Below are 17364 nucleotides of genomic sequence, written 5' to 3' on the forward strand. Positions count from 1 at the left end.
TCCTTGCCACCGGAGAACAGGATCACCGGGTTCTCGAACTCGCCCGCCACCTCGCGGAAGATGTGCACCGCCTCGGACTCCAGCGCGTCCAGGTGGGAGAGCGCGTACGGGCTGTCCGTGCCCTCCTCGACCTTCGCCACGGTCGTCATGCCAGTCCCCTCTCGCTCAGCAGGGCGAACACGGAGGCCGCGGACTCCTGCACGGTCTGGTCCTGCGACTCGATCCGCAGGTCGGGCCCCTCCGGCTCCTCGTACGGGTCGTCGACCCCGGTGAGCCCGGTCAGCTCGCCCGCGGCCTGCTTGGCGTACAGCCCCTTCACATCGCGCACGCTGCACACCTCGACCGGGGTCGCCACATGGATCTCCAGGTACGGGGTGCCGTTCTCCTCGTGCCGCTTGCGCACGGCGTCGCGGCTGTCCGTGTACGGCGCGATCACCGGGACCAGCGCCTTGACGCCGTTGCGCGCGAGCAGTTCGGCGACGAATCCGATGCGCTGCACGTTGGTGTGCCGGTCCTCGCGGGAGAAGCCGAGGCCCGCGGAGATGAACTCGCGGATCTCGTCGCCGTCGAGGACCTCGACGCGGTGGCCCTCGGCGCGCAGCCGGCCGGCCAGCTCGTACGCGATGGTGGTCTTGCCGGCGCTCGGCAGACCGGTGAGCCAGACGGTGGCTCCGGTGGTCACGTGGTTCTCCTGGGTCGCAGTGGTCTCGTCCGGTGCGGCGGCGACGGCGGCCGCGGACGGCGTGGGAGTCGCTGTGGGCGCGGTCATCCGTGCAGCCCGCACTCGGTCTTGGCGCGGCCCGCCCAGCGGCCGGCCCGGGCGTCCTCGCCCTCCAGGACCCGGCGGGTGCACGGGGCGCAGCCGACGGAGGTGTAGCCGTCCATCAGCAACGGGTTGGTGAGCACACCGTGTTCGGCGACGTACGCGTCCACGTCCTCCTGGGTCCAGCGGGCGATCGGGGAGACCTTGACCTTCTGCCGCTTCTCGTCCCAGCCGACGACCGGGGTGTTCGCCCGGGTCGGGGACTCGTCGCGGCGCAGGCCGGTCGCCCACGCCTGGTAGCCCTCGAGTCCCTCCTCCAGCGGCTGCACCTTGCGCAGCCTGCAGCACAGGTCGGGGTCCCGGTCGTGCAGCTTCGGGCCGTACTCGGCGTCCTGCTCGGCGACCGTCCGCCGGGGCGTGAGGGTGATGACGTTGACGTCCATCACGGCCTCGACGGCGTCCCGGGTGCCGATGGTCTCCGGGAAGTGGTAGCCGGTGTCGAGGAAGACGACGTCGACGCCCTTGAGTACGCGCGAGGCGAGATGGGCGACCACGGCGTCCTCCATGGAGGAGGTCACGCAGAACTGCCTGCCGAAGGTGTCCACCGCCCACCGCAGGATCTCCAGGGCGGAGGCGTCCTCCAGGTCGCGGCCCGCCTGCTCGGCGAGTACCTTCAACTCCGCTGCCGTACGGTCTTGCTGAGCGGTCGTCATGTCTGCTCGTCCCCTCCGTCGTCGGCTCGCCGCAGGCCCCGGGCGAGCAGCCCGAGGAACTTCAGCTGGAATGCGCGGTTGCACGCGCCGCATTCCCAGGCGCCGTGTCCCTGCTCGTTCGGACGCAGGTCCTCGTCGCCGCAGTAGGGGCAGTGGAAGGGGGCGGCCCGCTCGCTCACGACAGGGCCTCCTCGGAGGCGCGGGCGGCCCAGGCGGCGAACCGCTCGCCGTCTTCGCGCTCGTCCTGGAAGCGGGTGAGGACCCGCTCGATGTAGTCCGGCAGTTCCTGCGAGGTGACCTTCAGACCGCGGACCTTGCGGCCGAAGCCCGGCTCCAGGCCGAGCGCGCCGCCGAGGTGCACCTGGTAGCCCTCGACCTGCCGGCCCTGGTCGTCCAGGACCAGCTGGCCCTTGAGACCGATGTCCGCGACCTGGATGCGGGCGCAGGCGTTCGGGCAGCCGTTGAGGTTGATGGTGATCGGCTCGTCGAAGTCCGGGAGCCGGCGCTCGAGTTCGTCGATCAGCTGCGAGCCGCGCTGCTTGGTCTCGACGATGGCGAGCTTGCAGAACTCGATGCCGGTGCAGGCCATGGTGCCGCGCCGGAAGGTGGACGGCCGGGCGGAGAGGTCCAGCGCCTCCAGGCCGTCGACCAGCGAGTCGACCTTGTCCTCCGCGACGTCGAGGACGATCATCTTCTGCTCGACGGTGGTACGGACCCGGCCCGAGCCGTGCGCCTCCGCGAGGTCGGCGATCTTCGTCAGCGTCGCGCCGTCGACCCGGCCGACGCGCGGGGCGAAGCCGACGTAGAACCGGCCGTCGCGCTGCCGGTGCACGCCGATGTGGTCGCGCCACCGCTGCACCGGCTGCTCGGGGGCGGGGCCGTCGACCAGCCTGCGTCCGCCCAGGTACTCGTCCTCCAGCACCTGGCGGAACTTCTCCGGGCCCCAGTCGGCGACCAGGAACTTCAGCCGGGCGCGGTTGCGCAGCCGGCGGTAGCCGTAGTCACGGAAGATCGAGACGACGCCCTCGTAGACGTCCGGGACCTCGTCGATCGGCACCCAGGCGCCGAGCCGCACGCCCAGCTTGGGGTTGGTGGACAGACCGCCGCCGACCCACAGGTCGAAGCCCGGTCCGTGCTCGGGGTGCCGGACGCCGACGAAGGCGACGTCGTTGATCTCGTGCACCACGTCCAGCAGCGGCGAACCCGAGATGGCCGTCTTGAACTTCCGCGGCAGGTTCGAGTACGCCTTGTTGTTCAGGACGCGGCGCTTCATCTCCTCCAGTGCCGGGGTGGCGTCGATGATCTCGTCCTCGGCGATGCCCGCGACCGGGGAGGCGATCATCACGCGCGGGGTGTCGCCGCAGGCGGTGACGGTGGACAGGCCCACGGCCTCCAGCCGCTCCCAGATCTGCGGCACGTCCTCGATCCGGATCCAGTGGTACTGGACGTTCTGACGGTCGGTGATGTCGGCGGTGCCCCGCGCGAACTCCTGCGAGATCTCACCGATGACGCGCAGTTGCCGGGTGGTCAGGGCGCCGCCGTCGATGCGCACCCGCAGCATGAAGTAGCGGTCGTCCAGCTCCTCCGGCTCCAGGATCGCCGTCTTGCCGCCGTCGATCCCGGGCTTGCGCTGGGTGTACAGCCCCCACCAGCGCATCCGGCCGCGCAGGTCGCTGGGGTCGATCGAGTCGAAGCCCCGCTTGGAGTAGATCGTCTCAATGCGTGTCCGCACATTGAGACCGTCGTCGTCCTTCTTGACCTGCTCGTTGCCGTTCAGCGGGGTGAAGTGGCCTGCGGCCCACTGACCCTCACCGCGGTGACGGCTCACCTTGCGGCGGGGCGCGGAGGCGGCAGGATCCTGCGGGGTGGCGGCCATGGTTGTACGTCCTTCGGAAAGGCGGAAAGCGGCACTGACCTGCGCATGCGGGCGCACGCGGGCATGGGTGCGCGTCCTTGCGCGGGCAGGGATCAGTTACGGGGAGAACGGCGGTGCTGTGGACTCAGCTCGCCGGACAGATGGCGCTGGACATGCGGCCGAGGTCGACGTGCCGCCGACTCACCAAGGCAATTCCAGTTCCAGACATGACGGAAGCGTGTCACGGCGATCTGGACACAGTCCAGCTTTATCCATCATGCGGACACCCTTGTCCCACCATGCGGAACAAGGGTGTCGTCGCTCACATGCGCTTCCGGGAGGCTTGTCCCGGCAGGTCAGGCAGGGTATGCGCCGGGCCACGGACCCGGCGTCGCCGCCTCCGGCTCCAGCTCCACCTTGGTGTCGAACAGTTTGAAGCCGCGCCGCTGGTAGTTGTCCATGGCGAACTCGCCGTCCTTGCTGCAGGTGTGCAGCCACACCCGCTTGGTCGGCGTCCGCCCGGGCCACCGCTCGGCCAGGTCCCAGGCGCGGGCCGCGCCGTACGCCAGCAGGTGCCCGCCGATGCGCCGGCCGCGGAAGGAGGGGACGAGACCGAAGTAGACCATCTCGACCACGCCCTCGTCCTGCGGCTCCAACTCCGCGTAGCCGGCCGGGGTGCCCCGGTCGTACGCCACCCAGGTCTCCACGCCGGGCTGCTCCAGGTGCTCCTGCCACCGCGCGTACGTCCAGCCGAGCCGGTCCGTCCAGCGGATGTCCCCGCCGACCGCGGTGTAGAGGTATCGGCTGAACTCGGGGGAGGGGGCCTCGGCGCGCACGATCCGCACATCGCCCTCGGGCGCGGCGGCGGGCAGGAGGTCGGCCGGGGACGTCTGCTCCAGGGACCAGGTGGTGACAGGGACGCTGCTCATGCGGGCCAGGGAATCATCCCGCCCCCGAGTCTGTCGATCGACCCGGTCACCCCGGTCACCGGTCGGCCGGGGCGGGGCGCGACGGGCGGCCCGTCGCCCACACCGGCGAACGTCGTGGCAGGTCAGTCCAGTGAGCGGTCGAGTTCGGCCAGGGGGAGGGCGAACAGCATGCGGTCCGACAGCGACCAGACCTCGCCGGTCGCCTGCCAGTACGACAGGGAGCCGGCGTCGGCGGCCCAGCAGCGATGGGAGGCGTCCGAGCCGCAACGTGCCGCCTTCGCGCCGCCGGTGTCCTGGCGCCACAGTCCGCCGTGTCCGTCCCGGGAATCGGGCAGGCGTCCCACATACCAGGACGCACCGTCCGCCCCCGGCTGCCGGTACGACAGCACACCCCGGATCCCCGACGCCCGGGTCGTATAGGCCTCGTCCGCGTCCACGCGGCCCCGCGCGTCCGCGGCCAGCAACCCGCCGCGCGCGGGGGCCGTGCTCAGCGGGTACCGCCACAGCCGGGCGCGCCGGCCGGCGCCGGGCTCGGTCCACTCGGCCGCGACCAGGCTGTCCGGCACGGTGCCGCGGTCGACGGCGAGCGCGCCGGGACAGGGCGGCCCGGCGGGGGCGCAGCGGCCGGAGGCGAAGCGGTAGGAGCCGATCGCGGGCATCACGTACCGGTAGCCGTCGGCGGACCAGCCGCCGCGCACCCGGCCGATCGCGGGTCCGTCGACCGTGGTGCGCTGGATGCGGTCGAGGTCGTAGACGTAGAGCGCGTCGGCGCTGCCGGTCCTGGTGGTCACCAGCAGCTTGTCCTGGTACCAGACCATGCCGGAGATCCCGGAGGCGAGGCCCCGGTAGTCACGGCCGCCGCTCACCGGCACCACCAGCAGCACCCAGCGGTAGGAGAGTCGGGCGGGGTCGTCGGCGTTCACGAAGGCGACCCGGGCGAGGCCCCGCTCGGCGGACCGCCCGGCGGTGGTGCTGTGGGTCCAGCCCGTGAGCACCACCCGGTGGGTGCCCCAGACGCCGTCGTCGTCGGCGGCCCCGGAGGTCGTCACCGAGGCCGGGCGCCAGTCGGTGCCCGCGGTGTCGGCCCGGTCCCAGCAGTAGGCGCGGGAGGCCTCCGGCGCGACGGGCAGGGACGCCCGGTCGGCGGAGGAGCAGTCGGCGGACTCGCGCATGCCGTGGTCGGCGCTGTTCAGCACGGCGTCCACACCGACCGGACGGCCCATCGCGGCGGCAAGCCGGTTCAGGGTGCGGGCCGGGACCAGTCGCTCCTGGAGCCGGAACCGGCCGGTGTCCGCCGGGGAGGAGAGCGGCTTGAGCGCACCGGGGCTCTCGGTGACCTGGGCCTGGGACGCGCTGATCAGCGTGGCGGTAGCGGTGAGCGCCAGCGCGGTCCCGGTCAGGACCGCGCGCAGAGCAGCACCCCGCCTGCGCCGGCGGTGTCTGCCGCGATGCTTCATCTCTCCTCCCGAGGGCCGTCCAACTGCGCCTGAAGATCAGTACGTTGACGCAAGGAACAGGTGGTGAGGCCCGTACGGGATGCTACGGCAGTAACGGTCCGCGTAGGGCGAAGACCCCGCAAATACGTGGAAGACACGCCGGAGGAACCGTGCACGGGCCCTCACGGCGGCGCCGGGCGATCGCCCCCGACGGCCGTCCGCCGCCGTGCCGGCGCCGCCGCAGTCGACCGGGGCGGCAGGTCACGGGGGTCGTCGGGGAGCAGCACCTCGACCTCCACGGCCTCGGCGAAACGGTAGGGCCGGTGCTGCAGAAGCTCCCCGAGGTACCGCCGGATCCGCGACATCTCGGCACGCACCGTCACCGTACGTGAAGGATCCCCGAACAGGCGCTCGGCCAGGTCGGCCGCCCCGCACCCCCGGGGCTGTTCGGCCAGCAGGTACAGCAACTCGGCGTGCCGGGGACTCAGTTCCCGCGACCAGGAGCCCGCCGAGGCCGACACCGTGAGCGCCCGGCGGCCGGGCCTGGAGAGGTCCAGCACGAGCCGGGTGGTCGCGGTGGCCCGCGGTTCGTCGTCCGCCCGCAGCAACCAGCCCCCGGCCAGCGGCTCCACCGTGCACGAGCCGAGCGAGGGCAGCCACCGGCGCCCCGGCGCCAGCGACTTGGGCAGCGCGACCCGGCGCGGATACGGCATCCCCGTCACGGCCGCCGTCCAGCCGTCCCGGTCCACCACCAGCGCCCGCCCGTCCAGCCGCGCCAGCACCGGCGCCGCCACCGCCCGCAGCCGCTCCAGCGAGCCCAGATGCAGCTCGCGCAGCCGCGCCTCGGCCAGCTTGGCCACCGCGTCCACCCAGGCGAGGGTCGCCGGATGCATCGTCTCCAGCGGGCCGCTGACGTCCACGACACCGAGCATCCGGCCGTCCCTCGGGTCGGTGATCGGGGCGCCCGTACAGGTCCAGGAGGTGTGCGAGCGGACGAAGTGCTCCCCGCCGAAGACCTGAACGGGCCGCCGTACGACCGCGGGGGTGCCGACCCCGTTGGTGCCGACGACGTCTTCCCGCCAGTCCGCGCCCAGTTCGAAGCCGAGGCCGTCCGCCTTGCGCAGCACGGCACCGGACCCCTCGCGCCACAGCACGCGCCCGTCGGCGTCCGCGACGACCATGATGTGCTGGGCGACGTCCGCGACCGAAAGCAGACCCTCGCGCAGCACCGGCATGACGTGGCGCAGCGGTGACTCCTCGCGTCTGCGCCGCACCTCGTCGGAGGGCAGCAGCCCGGACCTGAAGTCCCGGTCGGGGTCGACTCCGCTGCGCAGCATCCGGCCCCACGACTGCTCGATCACCGGCCGGGGCGCGATCCGCGCACGTCGACCGGCGAGTGTGGCCTCACGCACCTCGCTCAGCACCCGCGCCGCCTGCGCCGCGTCCACGGCGGCCAGGCGCGCCACGTTCATCGGCGGGTTCACCACTTGGCTCCTCCCGGAGAAGGGCATCGAACATACTTGTCAAGCGGTCCGGGCGGCGGTTTCCGGGCCGACTCCACCTCTCATACTGCCGGTCCGGGCAGGCCGGAGGCACACACTCCGCGCATGTGCACCAACAAGTTGCAACCCCCTGCAACCCTGGTGAACCGTCGGTAGGTGGCTGAGACTTGACCAGGGCGCCGTGCGCGGCGTCCGCGGGCTGCAACGGGCCCAGGTGGAGGGGGTGGTGCCGTGTCGGCGCAGCACCACCCCCTCCGGGGCTTTCACAGGCGCTCCGAACACCTCGCCCCGGCCCCGCGGTTCAGGAGACCGGGCGCGCCCGTTCCACCACCGATTCCAGGTCCAGGCTCGTCGGCAGGGTGCCGAACGCCGAGCCGTGGTCGCCGCCCAGGCGGGAGGCGCAGAAGGCGTCCGCGACCTCCGGGGGCGCGTGGCGGACCAGCAAAGAGCCCTGGAGGACGAGCGCGAGGCGCTCCACCAGACGCCGGGCCCGGCCCTCGGCGCCCTCCAGATCGGCGAGTTCGGTGAAGAAGTCCTTCACCGCCCGGTCGAGGCGGTGGTCGGCGCCATGGGCCCGGCCGATCTCGGCGAGGCAGGCGTCGAGCGCGCCCGGCTCCCGCTGCAGCGCCCGCAGCACGTCCAGCGCCTGGATGTTCCCGGCGCCCTCCCAGACGGAGTTCAGCGGCGACTCGCGCACCAGTCTGGGCAGGCCGGACTCCTCCACGTACCCGTTGCCGCCGAGGCACTCGGCGGCCTCGACCGCCACCGGCGCGCACCGCTTGGTCACCCAGTACTTGGCGGCCGGCACGGCCAGCCGCAAGAAGGCGCGTTCCTCCTCGCCCCCGTCGTCGTAGGCCGCCGCCAGCCGCAGCGTGAGCGCGGTCGCCGCCTCGGACTCCAGCGCGAGGTCGGCGAGGACGTTGCGCATCAGCGGCTTGTCGGCCAGCCGGCCGCCGAACGCCTCACGGTGGTCGCAGTGGTGGATCGCTTGCGCCACCGCCTGCCGCATCAGGCCCGCCGAGCCCAGTGCGCAGTCCAGCCGGGTCGCGGCGACCATCTCGATGATGGTGCGCACCCCGCGCCCCTCCTCGCCGACCCGGCGCGCCCAGGTGCCGTCGAACTCGACCTCGGCGGAGGCGTTGGACCGGTTGCCCAGCTTGTCCTTGAGCCGCTGGATCAGGAAGACGTTGCGGCTGCCGTCCGCCAGCACGCGCGGCACCAGGAAGCAGGTCAGGCCCTCGGGGGCCTGGGCCAGCACCAGGAACGCGTCCGACATCGGAGCCGAACAGAACCACTTGTGCCCGGTGAGCGCGTAGGTGCCGTCCTCCGCGAGCGGGCGGGCCGCGGTGGCGTTCGCCCGTACGTCGCTGCCGCCCTGCTTCTCGGTCATGCCCATACCGAAGATCGCCCCGGGCTTCGTCGCGGCGGGCCGCAGCTCCCGGTCGTAGATCGTGGAGGTCAGCCGGGGCTCCCACACGGCGGCCAGCCCGGGGTCGGTGCGCAGCGCGGGCACGGCCGCGTGGGTCATGGACAGCGGGCAGCAGTTGCCCGCCTCGACCTGCGTCCAGACGAGGAACCCGGCCGCCCGGCGCACATGCCCGGCCGGCCGCGTCCACGCGCCGGTCAGTCCCGCCGAGACGCCCTTGCCGAGCAGCCGGTGCCAGGCGGGGTGGAACTCCACCTCGTCGATCCGGTGGCCGTACCGGTCGTGGGTGCGCAGCCGGGGCGGATTCGTCTCGGCCTGCACCCCCCACTCCTGCACCTGGGCCGAGCCCGAGGCCCGGCCGAGCGCGGACAGCTCGGCGCGCACCTCGTCCATGACGTCGTCCGGGGTGTGCCGCTCGACGGCGTCCACGAGGGCCCGGTCGGCGGTGTAGAGGTCGTAGCCGACCAGTGGCGGCGGCTGGTTCGTCACGGTGTGGGTGGGGGTGCCTGCCATGATTGCGAACCTACCCGGGACGGCGGCGGTGATGACCTCCAGAGTGGCACAGCGCCGCCGGTCGGGGCGCCGGTTCCGGTCGGCGGGGCCGGCCTCGCCCCGCGAGGTGAGTGCGGCGGGGTCCTGCGGATACCTTTGGGTCGTGCAGCCAGCAAGTGAACCCCCCGAGCGGCCGGCCGGCCGCCTCCACCGGGCCCGAGCCCTCTACCGGAACGTCTCCAAGCGGAGGACCGCCTGGCTGCTGCTCAAGGACACCGTCAACTCCTGCATGGAGTACCGCATCCTGGGCCTTGCGGCCGAGGCGGCGTTCTTCACCCTGCTGTCCGTGCCGCCGCTGCTGCTCTGCCTCATCGGGCTGCTCGCCTACGTCGACACCTGGACCGGCACCCACACCATCGCCAGCCTGGAGACCAACATCCTCGACGCCTCCCGGACCGTGCTGTCCGACAAGGGCGTCAGGGAGATCACCCAGCCGATCCTGCACGACGTGATGAAGGGCGGCCGGCCCGACATCATCTCCATCGGCTTCGTCTTCGCCCTCTGGTCGGGCTCGCGCGCGGTGAACGTCTTCATCGACACCATCACCGTCATGTACGGCCTCGACGGCGTCCGGGGCATCGTGAAGACCCGGATCATGGCCTTCCTGCTGTTCATCGTGGCGCTGCTGATCGGCTCGGTGGCGCTGCCGCTGATGGTGGCCGGGCCGGACGCGGTGGTGCGGTTCGTGCCCTGGTCCGCGACGGTCGTCCAGGTCCTGTACTGGCCGGTCGTGATCGTCCTGTCCATCGCCTTCCTCACCACGCTGTACCACGTCTCCGTGCCGGTGCGCTCGCCGTGGATCGAGGACGTCCCCGGCGCCCTCGTCGCCCTGGCCATGTGGGTCCTCGGCAGCTTCCTGCTCCGCATCTACCTCGTGCACAGCATCGAGGGCGCCACGATCTACGGCTCCCTCGCCGCGTCCGTCGCCGTCCTGCTGTGGATCGGTGTGTCGGCCTTCGCCGTGCTGGTCGGGGCCGCGGTCAACGCCGCGATCGACCGCGTCTGGCCGGCCGCCGCCACGGCGGCCGCCCGCGAGGCCAACGAACGGATGCGCGAGGCGCAGGTCGCCGACTACGTCGCCCGCGCCGCGGCGGGCCGCGACACCGACCCGGACGACCCGGACGACCCCGACATGCCCTCGGAGTTCCCCGAGCGCTGGTCCCGTTTCCTCCCCCCGGAGGACGTCACGTCCCGCCTCCGCACCCACGTGAAGCACTCCCCGCACCCGCAGAAGGCCGGCGCGAAGGCCGCCGACGAGCGTCCGCGGGAGAAGCCCGCCGGGGAACACCGCCCGCAGAACCCGGGGACCGGGCCGTACGCGCGGGGCGGTGGGAGCGGTCCGGCCGCGCAGGGCGGGGGCAGCGGGAGCGGGTACGGCCCGCAGGACCGGGAGCGCGGGCCGGGCCGGTGGGACGGGGCGAGTGGGCCGGGGCCGGACGGCGGGGCCGGTGACCGGCGTCCGTCGGACACCGGGAGCACGCGGTACCCGCAGCGCGGGGGGACCGGGCCGCACGCGGACGGCCGGGGTGACGGCCGGTGGCTGCCGGACAACGGGAGCGGGCCGGACCTGCCGGACGCCGCGGGCGGGCCGCGCCTGCCCGATGACGGGGGCGGCCGGCACCGGCGGGGTGGCGACGGCAACGGGGGCGCGGCTCACCCCCGGAGGTGACCGGCGAAACGGTTCGCGACGCACGACACGAGCAGCGGCCCAGCGGGACCCGGCCACCCTCACCTTTGGGAGCGCCGCGAGGCCCCGGTGCCCGGTGATCTCCTCTCCCGCAGCCGTCCGGCCGGCCCCCGGGCCGCCGCGGTGGGTGCGCGCAGGACGCCCGCTCGTCACCTCGTACCTGCGTCTACGCTGCCCCCATGGACGCACTCGTCGGCCTGCTGGACGGTCCACGGGCGCGCGGCGCCTTCATGATCCGGGCGTGCTTCGATCCGCCGTGGGCGGTGCGGGTGGCGGACCGGGCACCGCTGACGTTGATGATCATGGCCCGCGGCAGCTGCTGGATCACCGCGGACGCCGACGGCACCGAGGCCCGGCTCGGCCCCGGCGACCTGGCCGTCGCGCGCGGCCCGGAGCCGTACACCTGCGCCGACGCCCCCGGCACCGCTCCGCAGGCGCTGATCCTGCCCGGCGGCGAGTGCGGCTACCCCGACGGCGGCTCCCTGAACGGCTCCATGGACCTCGGGGTGCGTACCTGGGGCGACCGCCCCGACGCCGGCACGATGATGCTCATCGGCACGTACCTGATGCGCGGCGAGATCAGCGGCCGGCTGCTCGACGCCCTGCCACCCCTGCTGACGCTGCCCGCCGAGGTGTCGCCCAGCCCGCTGATCCCGCTGCTCACGGAGGAGATCGTCCGCGACGAGCCCGGCCAGGAGGTGGTCCTGAACCGCCTGCTCGACCTGCTGCTGATCAGCGCGCTGCGAGGCTGGTTCTCCCGCCCGGAGGCGGCGGCACCCGCCTGGTACCGGGCCCTGGCCGACCCGGTCGTCGGCCGGGCGCTGCGCCTGCTGCAGGGCGACCCGGCGCGTCCGTGGACGGTGGCCGTGCTCGCCGCCGAGGCCGGGGTGTCCCGTGCGGCCCTGGCCCGCCGCTTCACCGACCTGGTGGGCGAGCCCCCGATGACCTACCTGACCGGCTGGCGGCTCGCCCTCGCCGCGGACCGCCTGCGCGACACCGACCTCACCCTGGAGGCCATCGCCCGCCAGGTCGGCTACGGCAGTGCCTTCGCCCTCTCCACCGCCTTCAAACGCCTCCACGGCATCAGCCCCCAGGAACACCGGACCGGGAACGGCCTGGTCCGGCGGTGAGGGTGCGCCCCGGGCGGGATGTCCGGACCGGCTGTCCGAGCCGAGCGCACGCCCCCCGGCGCCGACGTACCCTGGCACGCGTGTACGCGGAGCGGGCGTCGGTGCTGACCGGCGGGGTCGTGTGGACGAACAGCCCGGACGGGAGCACTGTCCGGCCGGTGCTGCCCGACGGCTGCATGGACCTGCTGTGGAGCGAGGGACGGCTGCTGGTCGCCGGCCCCGACACCCGTCCGTACGTCCCCGAGGGCCCGGCCCGTACCTGGGCGGGCGTCCGCTTCTTCCCGGGCACCGCACCCGCCCTGCTCGGCGTGCCGGCGCACGAACTGCGGAACAGGCGTGTGGAGTTGGCCGACCTGTGGCCGGCCTCCCGGGTCCGGCGACTGTCCGGCAGGATCGAGGCGGCGCCCGATCCGGCGACGGCGCTGGAGGGCGTCGCCCTGGAGTGTGCCGCGGCGGCGGAGGCCCCCGATCCGCTGCTGCACCGGCTGGTCGGGTGTCTGGCCGAAGGCCGCGCGGTGTCCGCCGCGGCCGGTGAACTCGGCGTCGGTGCCCGCACGTTGCACCGCCGGTGCCTGGACGCGTTCGGCTACGGCCCGAAGACCCTGGCCCGGGTCCTGCGCCTGCAACGGGCCCTGGCGCTGGCCCGCGCGGGTGTCCCGTACGCCGAGACGGCGGTCCGCGCGGGGTACGCGGACCAGCCCCATCTCGCCCGTGAGGTAAGGGAGTTCGCGGGGATGCCGCTCGGTGAGCTACTCGGCGCCGGGTAGCGGGGCGAACAGGTCGACGCCGTTGCCGTCCGGGTCGTGCACGGTGGCGTACCGCTGCCCCCAGAAGGCGTCCCACGGCTTCAGCTCCCCGTGGTACCCGGCACCCACCAGATCCTCGTACAGCGCGTCGACCTCGGCCGGCGAGCCGCACCGGAAGGCGAGCCCGAGCCGGCCGCCCCCGGCCGGCGGCCGCCACGCCGGGTGGAAGGAGCGGACGGTGTCCTCGGTGTCGAGGGCGAAGGTCAGCCCGCCGGGCAGCTCGGCCTCGACGTGCGGCTGGGTCTCGGCACCCTCGGGAAAGTCGAGGCCGAGGCGGCGGTAGAAGGTGAGCGAGGCGGCCATGTCGGAGGCCACCGCGCCGATCACGGCGAATCGTGCGGTCATGCGCCCACCGTAGGCAGCCGCCGCACGGCCGGTCTTGAAGAAAACGGACACCCGCGGGGAACGAGGTTCCGCGGCTCGTGCCGCCGGGGGCCCAGCCGAAGGTGACCGGCCCGTTGGGGGTGTCCACGGTGAACGTGAGTGCGGCCGGGCCCGCGGTGAGGGACAGGCCGGTGCCGAGGGCCGTCAGGGGGCCGCGCACCTCCTCCGGTTCGGGCAGGGCGGCGGTCACCTCCAGCAGCGGGGTGACCGGCAGTCCTGAGGCGGTCGGATGGCGGGAGTCGCCCCAGTCGATGAGGAACGGCACCAGACCGGAGGGGTGCGCGCGGTCGCTGTCGGTCAGCCGCCAGCGCAGCTCGGTGCCGTCCGGGGTGCGGCGGCTCATCGGGTGCACGGGCCCCGGGTCGTAGCCCCGCGCGCGGGCCGCCGCGATCGCCGCGTCCAGGTCGGGCGGGCTGATCGCCCAGGTCAGCACCCGCGGCCCGGTCAGCCGGTCGACGCCGAACGGCCGGGGCCCGGCGGGCCCGGACTGCTCCGGGTCCGGGCCGATGATCTCCAGATAGCTGCGGCCGCCCAGTCCCACCAGGTGGTTCCGGGTGCCCCGGCCCGGGTGCACACCACCCGGCGCGGGGGTCACCCCGGTCCGGCGCGCGAACTCGGCGACGGTCGCGGCCAGGTCCGGCGTGGCGAGGACGAGGTGGTCCAGGTGCGGGGGAACGGCTGTCATTCCGCGGGAGGCTACGGTCATCGCCCGTGCGGTTCAAGGCCGCCACCGGCCGTAGCCGGTGGGGCGGGTGCGGAGCAGCCCTCGCGCGGCCCCCGGCTCACCTGGACGGCGGGCCGTGCTGGGCGGGACGGCTCACCAAGTGACGTTTCTGCGGTGAACGGGTTACGCCGTCGGAGTGAGTAAAGCTCGCGTATACGCATGGTCATGTGCGTACCTAGAGATGCTCTTGTCTTGGCAAAGGTCGTCGAGACGCGGCGGCCCACGCCCCCGTGTCACCCACACCGGAGGAGCCGGACCTTGACTTACGGAAAGCAGCTGCGCGATCGCATCGCCGGGCCCGGGACCACACCGCTGATCGGCGTGTACGACATGTACTCGGCGTCGATCGCGGCCAAGCACTACGACGGGATGTTCGTCTCCGGCTTCGGCTTCGCGGCCTCGTACTACGGCCTGCCGGACATCGGATTCATCGCCTGGCCCGACATGGTGGCCTTCGTCCAGCGGCTGCGGGGCGCGTTCCCGCACCACCATCTGCTGGTCGACATCGACGACGGGTACGTCGACCCCGAGGTCGCCTGTCACGTCGTCGAGGGGCTGGAGCGCATCGGCGCCTCCGGCGTGATCCTGGAGGACCAGAAGCGGCCCCGCCGCTGCGGGCACGCCGACGGCAAGCAGGTGCTGCCGCTCGACGAGTACCTGGAGAAGCTGGACAAGGTGCTCCGGACCCGCCGCGACCTGGTCGTGGTGGCCCGCACGGACGCCACCGACGAGCACGACATCCTGCACCGCGCCGAACGGCTGGCCGCGACCGACGCCGACGTGGTCCTGGTGGACGGGGTGCGCAGCGTCGAGTGGATCGAGCGGATCCGCGAGGTCGTCGGAGACAAGCCGCTGCTGTTCAACCAGATCGCGGGCGGCAAGTCGCCCCGCCTCTCCCTCGGCGAGCTGTCCGACCTCGGCGTCGACGTGGCGATCTACAGCACCCCCTGCCTGTTCGCCGCGCACGAGGCGATGGACAGCGCGCTCTGCGGGCTGAAGGCGGCCGACGGGCGGCTGCCGGAGGTCGACCCGTCGAGCGGGGTCGGCGTACGGGCGTCGACCAGCCTGCTGGAGCGCAACATCGCCCCCGAGCGTCGGGCGCCCGAGGGGGTGGGGGTGTGACCGGCGGCCGACGGGCGCTCGGGCCCCGGATCGGGATGGCGGCGGCCGCCGCCGCGGCGCTCCTCGGCGCGGGCGCCCTCCCGGCGGCCGCGTCCGGAAGCCTGGTCACGGTGATCGACAACTCGCACGCCGACTCCTGGCTCGAGGTGGACCGGGCCGCCAACCTGCAGACCGGAAGCGGCACGGCCGGCAGCGACCACGACGGCAGTGCCGTCGACGTGGTCGAGGCGATCGTCGGGGCCGCCCGGCACGGGGAGGACTGAGGAGAGGGGCGACCGGGGGCGCCGACTCCCTGCGGTGACGGCCGGCGACGGCCGGGTGCCTTCCCGGGGGAGGCACCCGACCATCCGCATCTTCAGTCCCCGGCGAGGCCGTCGCGGTCCTTCCCGGCCGCCCCGGCGTTCGCCTCCGGGGCGTGCCCGCCCACGGGCACGGACACCGTGGCGCGGTGCGGCCCGGGGGCCAGGGTGTGGGAGCCGGCGTGTGCCGTGCCGTACGCGGTGACCAGGCCGACTGCGGCGACGGCGACGGCCGCTGCGGTGCGCGGGGTGAGGTCCATACCCGCCCAACGATCCGCTCCACCGCCCGGTCACCGCCGCGCGGCCGCGCCCTCCAGGCGGCCGGGGCCGGTCACCGGGCCCGTCGGTGCCCCGGGTACGTCGAACGGCCCAGTCCGGGGTCTGTGCACCGGAATACATCCGGGCGGTGTGGTGCTCTGATGTGAACGGTGCATGAGCACGCGAAGGGCCGGTGGGCGATGACGGCAGACGCAGACCAGGCGGGCCCCGTGGTCAGAACGCCCCACGGGGCCGTACGCGGCCGGTACGAGCGCGGCATCGCGGTGTTCCGGGGCATCCCGTACGCCGCCCCGCCCTTCGGCCCCCGGCGGTTCCGGCCGCCCCGGCCCGCCGAGCCCTGGGACGGGGTGCGCGACACGGCCGCCTTCGGGCCGACAGCCCCCAAACCGCCGTACTCCGAGGCGTTCGCCCAGTACCTGTCCGACCCGGAGATCCCCGGCGACGACTGTCTCAACCTCAACGTCTGGACCCCCGAGCCGGCTCCGGGGGCCCGGCTGCCGGTCCTGGTGTGGCTGCACGGCGGCGCGCTGACCAGGGGCTCCTCGGCGGTCCCCGTGTACGACGGCGGTTCCTTCGCCCGGGACGGGGTCGTCTGCGTGTCGGTCAACTACCGGCTCGGCGTCGAGGGCTACGGGCTGTTCCCGGACGCGCCGGCCAACGCCGGCCTGCACGACCAGCTCGCCGCGCTGCGCTGGGTCCACGAGACGATCGCGACCTTCGGCGGCGACCCGGACCGCATCACCCTCTGCGGCCAGTCGGCGGGCGCGATCAGCGCCGGTGTGCTGCTCGCCTCCCCGCACTCCCGGGGCCTGGTCCGGCGGGCGGTGCTGCAGAGCGGCGCGCCGGAGCTGTCGGACCGGGACAAGGTGCGGCGGATGGTACGCCGGATGGCCACCCGGCTGAAGATCCCGGCCACCGCCGAGGCCTTCGCCGCCGTCGACCGCGACCTGCTGCTGCACACCCAGGGCGAGGTCGGCAGGCTGAGCAGCCCGGTGCTGGGCGGGCCGGCGTTCGGCGTCGTCGCCGACGGCGACCTCGTGCCCGGCGACCCGCTCAGGGCCCTGATCGACGGGGAGGCGGCGCAGGGCGTGGAGCTGCTCATGGGCTGGACCCGCGACGAGTACCGGCTGTGGCTGGTGCCCGGCGGGCTGCTGGAGCGCGTCGACCGGCTCGGCGCCGTCGCCGTCGCCGGGGCCATGGCCCGCTGCCACGCGGGCCACGAGGTGCCACGCGGCTACCGCGCCCTGCACCCCGACGCCGGGGCCGCCGAGGTCGTCGGCCAGATGGTCACCGACCACCTCCTGCGCATGCCGCTGCACCGCCTCGCCGACGCCCGCCCCGGCACCTCCTACCTCTACGAGTTCGCATGGCCCTCCCGCCGCCCCGGGCTCGGCGCCTGCCACGCCCTGGAACTCGGCTTCGTGTTCGACAGCGGTGACACGCCCGAGTCGCAGAAGCTGGCCGGAGAGGGCGCCCCGCAGGAGCTGTGCGACGCGATGCACGGTGCCTGGGTCCGGTTCGCCACGACCGGGGAACCGGGCTGGCAGGGCTGGGACGCCTCACATCCCGTGCGGGTCTTCGGCGACGGCGCCCCGCACACCGTCCACGGCCCGCGGGACGCGGAGAACGCCCTCTGGTCGGCGGCCCCGGCGGAGCCGGCGCCGGCCTCCGTCCCCCGCGCCCCCGGAGTCGAACTGGCCACCGCGGTACGCCGATTGCGCCGCTCGGTCGGCACCCTGCGCCGCTGACACGCCACC

At 73.8% G+C, this 17364-nt stretch carries 16 protein-coding genes and 3 pseudogenes; 6 read left to right on the top strand and 13 right to left on the bottom strand.

Translation table 11 applies throughout. The features are described 5' to 3' along the window. The 10 genes and pseudogenes from ACZ7FF_RS28640 to ACZ7FF_RS28685 all read right to left on the bottom strand — a co-directional run. Positions 1-149: pseudogene (locus tag ACZ7FF_RS28640) on the bottom strand (sulfate adenylyltransferase subunit CysD); the annotation flags it as partial. After that, positions 146-682, bottom strand: coding sequence for an adenylyl-sulfate kinase (gene cysC / locus ACZ7FF_RS28645; protein ID WP_470815889.1), 537 nt, complete (start codon positions 680-682; stop codon positions 146-148). The gene cysC and the pseudogene ACZ7FF_RS28640, both read right to left, overlap by 4 nt. 83 nt (positions 683-765) lie before the next feature. Continuing rightward, complete coding sequence (locus ACZ7FF_RS28650; RefSeq protein ID WP_470815557.1) at positions 766-1476, bottom strand: phosphoadenylyl-sulfate reductase; 711 nt, start codon at positions 1474-1476, stop codon at positions 766-768. Further along, on the bottom strand, positions 1473-1655 hold the full coding sequence (locus ACZ7FF_RS28655) for a hypothetical protein (protein ID WP_470815558.1): 183 nt from the start codon (positions 1653-1655) through the stop codon (positions 1473-1475). Before ACZ7FF_RS28655 ends, ACZ7FF_RS28650 begins: the two co-directional genes overlap by 4 nt. Then, complete coding sequence (locus tag ACZ7FF_RS28660) at positions 1652-3352, bottom strand: nitrite/sulfite reductase (protein ID WP_470815560.1); 1701 nt, start codon at positions 3350-3352, stop codon at positions 1652-1654. Before ACZ7FF_RS28660 ends, ACZ7FF_RS28655 begins: the two co-directional genes overlap by 4 nt. A 124-nt stretch (positions 3353-3476) precedes the next feature. After that, positions 3477-3560 (bottom strand): putative leader peptide, encoded by an 84-nt coding sequence (locus ACZ7FF_RS28665; RefSeq protein WP_309486338.1) that lies wholly within the window; start codon positions 3558-3560, stop codon positions 3477-3479. A 127-nt stretch (positions 3561-3687) separates the two neighbouring features. Beyond that, entirely contained in the window at positions 3688-4260 is a 573-nt protein-coding gene (locus ACZ7FF_RS28670; protein WP_470815561.1) for a GNAT family N-acetyltransferase, read from the bottom strand. Between the two features lie 122 nt (positions 4261-4382). Beyond that, positions 4383-5717: a hypothetical protein gene (locus ACZ7FF_RS28675; RefSeq protein WP_470815562.1), complete on the bottom strand. Its 1335-nt coding sequence runs from the start codon at positions 5715-5717 to the stop codon at positions 4383-4385. Between the two features lie 161 nt (positions 5718-5878). Next, positions 5879-7168 carry a helix-turn-helix domain-containing protein gene (locus ACZ7FF_RS28680; RefSeq protein ID WP_470815891.1) on the bottom strand — a complete coding sequence of 430 codons (1290 nt, stop codon included), beginning with the start codon at positions 7166-7168 and terminating at the stop codon, positions 5879-5881. Between the two features lie 331 nt (positions 7169-7499). After that, positions 7500-9137, bottom strand: a complete 1638-nt coding sequence (locus ACZ7FF_RS28685; protein ID WP_470815564.1) for an acyl-CoA dehydrogenase family protein — start codon at positions 9135-9137, stop codon at positions 7500-7502. A 142-nt stretch (positions 9138-9279) separates the two neighbouring features. Here ACZ7FF_RS28685 and ACZ7FF_RS28690 point away from each other — a divergent pair. The 3 genes and pseudogenes from ACZ7FF_RS28690 to ACZ7FF_RS28700 all read left to right on the top strand — a co-directional run. Continuing rightward, positions 9280-10404 (top strand): annotated as a pseudogene (locus ACZ7FF_RS28690) (YihY/virulence factor BrkB family protein); the annotation flags it as partial. A gap of 638 nt (positions 10405-11042) precedes the next feature. After that, entirely contained in the window at positions 11043-11993 is a 951-nt protein-coding gene (locus tag ACZ7FF_RS28695; protein WP_470815566.1) for an AraC family transcriptional regulator, read from the top strand. 80 nt (positions 11994-12073) lie between these two features. Then, complete coding sequence (locus tag ACZ7FF_RS28700) at positions 12074-12760, top strand: helix-turn-helix domain-containing protein (protein WP_470815567.1); 687 nt, start codon at positions 12074-12076, stop codon at positions 12758-12760. Here the strand turns inward: ACZ7FF_RS28700 and ACZ7FF_RS28705 are convergent. Then, positions 12743-13144: a VOC family protein gene (locus ACZ7FF_RS28705; RefSeq protein ID WP_470815569.1), complete on the bottom strand. Its 402-nt coding sequence runs from the start codon at positions 13142-13144 to the stop codon at positions 12743-12745. The genes ACZ7FF_RS28700 and ACZ7FF_RS28705 overlap by 18 nt on opposite strands. A gap of 94 nt (positions 13145-13238) precedes the next feature. Further along, positions 13239-13868: pseudogene (locus ACZ7FF_RS28710) on the bottom strand (VOC family protein); the annotation flags it as partial. Positions 13869-14165: 297 nt separating this feature from the next. Here ACZ7FF_RS28710 and ACZ7FF_RS28715 point away from each other — a divergent pair. Both ACZ7FF_RS28715 and ACZ7FF_RS28720 read left to right on the top strand, forming a co-directional pair. Further along, positions 14166-15029 (top strand): isocitrate lyase/PEP mutase family protein, encoded by an 864-nt coding sequence (locus ACZ7FF_RS28715; protein ID WP_470815571.1) that lies wholly within the window; start codon positions 14166-14168, stop codon positions 15027-15029. Continuing rightward, a complete protein-coding gene (locus ACZ7FF_RS28720) occupies positions 15026-15292 on the top strand; it encodes a hypothetical protein (protein WP_470815573.1) in 267 nt (88 codons plus the stop codon). The genes ACZ7FF_RS28715 and ACZ7FF_RS28720 overlap by 4 nt, the downstream gene beginning before the upstream one ends. A gap of 92 nt (positions 15293-15384) precedes the next feature. Here ACZ7FF_RS28720 and ACZ7FF_RS28725 read toward each other — a convergent pair whose 3' ends face one another. Then, positions 15385-15588 carry a hypothetical protein gene (locus tag ACZ7FF_RS28725; protein WP_470815575.1) on the bottom strand — a complete coding sequence of 68 codons (204 nt, stop codon included), beginning with the start codon at positions 15586-15588 and terminating at the stop codon, positions 15385-15387. A 198-nt stretch (positions 15589-15786) separates the two neighbouring features. Between ACZ7FF_RS28725 and ACZ7FF_RS28730 the strand changes: the two genes are divergently transcribed. After that, a complete protein-coding gene (locus tag ACZ7FF_RS28730; protein ID WP_470815577.1) occupies positions 15787-17355 on the top strand; it encodes a carboxylesterase/lipase family protein in 1569 nt (522 codons plus the stop codon). The last annotated feature ends 9 nt before the right edge of the window (positions 17356-17364 follow it).

The organism is Streptomyces sp. NPDC037126 (assembly GCF_055605965.1).

Bases quoted from the DNA above. Each gene is read 5' to 3' on its own strand.
- ACZ7FF_RS28650 (WP_470815557.1), bottom strand. From the start codon at position 1,476: ATGACGACCGCTCAGCAAGACCGTACGGCAGCGGAGTTGAAGGTACTC.
- ACZ7FF_RS28660 (WP_470815560.1), bottom strand. From the start codon at position 3,352: ATGGCCGCCACCCCGCAGGATCCTGCCGCCTCCGCGCCCCGCCGCAAG.
- ACZ7FF_RS28665 (WP_309486338.1), bottom strand. From the start codon at position 3,560: ATGTCTGGAACTGGAATTGCCTTGGTGAGTCGGCGGCACGTCGACCTC.
- ACZ7FF_RS28670 (WP_470815561.1), bottom strand. From the start codon at position 4,260: ATGAGCAGCGTCCCTGTCACCACCTGGTCCCTGGAGCAGACGTCCCCG.
- ACZ7FF_RS28675 (WP_470815562.1), bottom strand. From the start codon at position 5,717: ATGAAGCATCGCGGCAGACACCGCCGGCGCAGGCGGGGTGCTGCTCTG.
- ACZ7FF_RS28680 (WP_470815891.1), bottom strand. From the start codon at position 7,168: ATGAACGTGGCGCGCCTGGCCGCCGTGGACGCGGCGCAGGCGGCGCGG.
- ACZ7FF_RS28685 (WP_470815564.1), bottom strand. From the start codon at position 9,137: ATGGCAGGCACCCCCACCCACACCGTGACGAACCAGCCGCCGCCACTG.
- ACZ7FF_RS28695 (WP_470815566.1), top strand. From the start codon at position 11,043: ATGGACGCACTCGTCGGCCTGCTGGACGGTCCACGGGCGCGCGGCGCC.
- ACZ7FF_RS28705 (WP_470815569.1), bottom strand. From the start codon at position 13,144: ATGACCGCACGATTCGCCGTGATCGGCGCGGTGGCCTCCGACATGGCC.
- ACZ7FF_RS28725 (WP_470815575.1), bottom strand. From the start codon at position 15,588: ATGGACCTCACCCCGCGCACCGCAGCGGCCGTCGCCGTCGCCGCAGTC.
- ACZ7FF_RS28730 (WP_470815577.1), top strand. From the start codon at position 15,787: ATGACGGCAGACGCAGACCAGGCGGGCCCCGTGGTCAGAACGCCCCAC.